The organism is Actinomyces sp. MRS3W, assembly GCF_032465695.1.
GTDB lineage: Bacteria > Actinomycetota > Actinomycetes > Actinomycetales > Actinomycetaceae > Actinomyces.
In genome coordinates this window covers 1-2540 of the sequence record NZ_JAWDJJ010000290.1, presented here as the reverse complement: position 1 = coordinate 2540, position 2540 = coordinate 1, and the positions used below count along the sequence as shown (strand labels likewise).

General features: G+C 65.4%; 3 protein-coding genes. 2 read left to right on the top strand and 1 reads right to left on the bottom strand.

Going from position 1 to position 2540, the window contains the following annotated elements; all coding sequences use genetic code 11:
* Positions 1-233 precede the first annotated feature (233 nt).
* Both ppgK and RWX45_RS11145 read left to right on the top strand, forming a co-directional pair.
* Complete coding sequence (gene ppgK, locus RWX45_RS11150) at positions 234-998, top strand: polyphosphate--glucose phosphotransferase (RefSeq protein WP_316023793.1); 765 nt, start codon at positions 234-236, stop codon at positions 996-998.
* A gap of 127 nt (positions 999-1125) precedes the next feature.
* Positions 1126-1512: a NifB/NifX family molybdenum-iron cluster-binding protein gene (locus tag RWX45_RS11145; protein ID WP_316023792.1), complete on the top strand. Its 387-nt coding sequence runs from the start codon at positions 1126-1128 to the stop codon at positions 1510-1512.
* A 31-nt stretch (positions 1513-1543) separates the two neighbouring features.
* Here RWX45_RS11145 and deoD read toward each other — a convergent pair whose 3' ends face one another.
* On the bottom strand, positions 1544-2260 hold the full coding sequence (gene deoD, locus RWX45_RS11140) for a purine-nucleoside phosphorylase (protein WP_316023791.1): 717 nt from the start codon (positions 2258-2260) through the stop codon (positions 1544-1546).
* Positions 2261-2540 lie beyond the last annotated feature (280 nt).

The following is a 2540-nucleotide window of genomic DNA, read 5'->3' as shown; positions in this document are numbered from 1 at the left end:
GGCGACCACAGCACGATCGCACACCCGCCGGCAACGACGCCGACACAACACACGAGGACCCGCACCATACACAACACACCGGGACCCCCTTCTTTTCACGCCCCAAAACCACCAACCCAACCCCACACGGGCGCTTCAGGTGCTCGCTGATTCCCCACCGCCACCCGACCACATGGCGGGGGCCTCTGCGCTATCCTCCTGACAGACACCCCAACAAACCCCAGGAGGACCAGATGACGGCGGTGGCATGCGGGATTGACATCGGCGGATCGGGCGTCAAGGGCGCCCGGGTCGACTTGAGCACCGGTGAGTTCATTGGCGACCGCATCCGGATCGAGACGCCACAGCCGTCCACCCCCGATGCAGTCGCTGAGGTGTGTCGGAGGCTTCTGGACGAACTCGGCATTAGCGCAAATGTTCCGGTTGGTATCGCCTTCCCAGCACCGATCGTTCACGGGACGATCCCGTTCATGGCGAACTTGGACAAGTCGTGGACGGGCGTCAACGTCAACGAGCTCATGCTGCGTCATCTTGGCCGTCCGGTCACTGCGCTTAATGATGCCGACGCCGCAGGTCTGGCGGAGGTCGCCTTTGGCGCGGCCAAGGGCGTGGAAGGGACCGTTATTCTCACGACCCTCGGCACCGGCATCGGGTCGGCGGTCATTGTGGACGGCACGCTCGTCCCGAACACCGAGTTGGGTCACCTGGAAATTGATGGCTACGACGCGGAAAAGCGCGCCTCCTCCGGACAGAAGGATTTGCAAGATCTGTCGTGGAAGAAGTGGGCCAAGCGGCTGCAACGGTACTACTCACACGTTGAGATGCTGTTCTCCCCGGATCTGTTCGTCGTCGGTGGGGGAGTGTCCAAGAAGCACGAGAAGTTCCTGCCACGGCTCGAGCTCAAGACCCCGATCGTTCCAGCGCAGCTGTTGAATACTGCGGGCATCGTCGGTGCGGCCTATCAGGCGAGCCGGGAGCAGACGGCGTCAGGGGACTGAGGTCACCTTCGCCAGATCCGCGTCGAAGCTTGAGCGGGGCAGAGGATGACGGTGGAGTGACGCTCCGGCGATACCGTGATCCGCTCCGTGGACGAGGCCTCGCGGCCTATCGTCTAGGCTGTTGCGCATGACTGAGACAACATCTGCTTCTACCGCCGTGGTGCTTGTGCCGGTTACTGCTGACGGCATGGTGGGGCCCCGCTTCGGCCGCGCGCCGCGCGTCGCCGTCGCCCGGGTCAACGACGGGGCGCTGGTGAGCTGGGAAGAAGAGGCCGTCGGCTGGGACACCGCACATGACCTGGGCACAGAAGGAGCTCACCACGCCCGAATTGTCCGTTTCCTGCGTGACCACGAGGTCGACACCATCGTGGCCACGCATATGGGCGTGGGGATGCAGCGCGTCGTCTCCCGCATGGGCATTCGGCTGCTCGGCACAGCGGGCGGCGATGCTCGCACCGCGGTGCTGACGGCTCTCGCTACGGCCGCGGCGGAGGGAACCGACCGGCGTCGGTAGCCGGGCGCCGCGGCCGACGGCGACCCCTGACTCAGCTGAGCGCGGCGGCGACAGCCAGGCGCAGCGAGTCCTGGAAACGCGTTTCGCGTTCGGTGGCAGTCATGTCGCCGGAATGGTCGAGCAGATGGTCGGAGATGGTGAGCACTGCCAGCGCCTGCTTGCCGAACTCGGCCGCCACTCCGTACAAGGCTGCGGCCTCCATTTCCACGCAGAGCGTGCCGTAGGCAGCCAGCCGCTCGGTCTGCCCCTCGGGGGTGAAGTAGAAGTGATCGCGGGAAATAATCGTGCCGGTGTGCAGCCGCTCGGCCAACCCGGCCTCCACGCCCGCGCGGTAGGCGGCCGCTGCGAGAGAGAAGTCAGCTACGGCCGAGAAGTTCACCCCGGGGATGCGCAACTGGTTCATGGCCGAATCCGTGTGCGCGCCGGTCGCGATGACCACATCACCCACATGCACGTGCTTGCCGATGCCGCCGGCCGTGCCCACACGAATAATGCGGTCGACCCCGTACTGACTGAACAGTTCGGTGGCGTAGATGGAGAAGGACGGCTGCCCCATGCCCGAGCCCATCACCGACAGCGGCTTGCCCTCTACTGTGCCGGTGAAGCCGAGCATGCCGCGCACGTCGGTGACCAGCCGGGCGTCGTCCAGCAGGCTCTCGGCAATGCGCTGGGCACGGCGCGGATCTCCCGGCATCAGCACGGCGGGGGCGAAGTCGCCGGGCTCCGCGGCAATATGAGGTGTGGCCATGATGGTCCTTTCACTTGTCAGTCCATGTTCCGCCCCGCCGCGAACCCGCTCGTATTCGAGCCTTGGCGAGGCGTGACACGCCAGTCTTACACACCCCGCCGAGTCTGGAATGGGAACCGACTAATAGGTGCGCATACGAGACTCTGCCTCGTGGCAGGCCCGGATTCCGCCCGCGTTACCTCGGTGCCGCATTGGTGGGGCTCGTCCGCATGGCGGGATACGGTAGGCAGGGCTGCGAGGTGCGACTATCGTCCTACCGTTCCAGCTCTGTGCCGTATGG

What these genes read in the sequence shown, in the direction of transcription:
- ppgK (WP_316023793.1), top strand. Translation starts at nt 234, where the DNA reads ATGACGGCGGTGGCATGCGGGATTGACATCGGCGGATCGGGCGTCAAG.
- RWX45_RS11145 (WP_316023792.1), top strand. Translation starts at nt 1,126, where the DNA reads ATGACTGAGACAACATCTGCTTCTACCGCCGTGGTGCTTGTGCCGGTT.
- deoD (WP_316023791.1), bottom strand. Translation starts at nt 2,260, where the DNA reads ATGGCCACACCTCATATTGCCGCGGAGCCCGGCGACTTCGCCCCCGCC.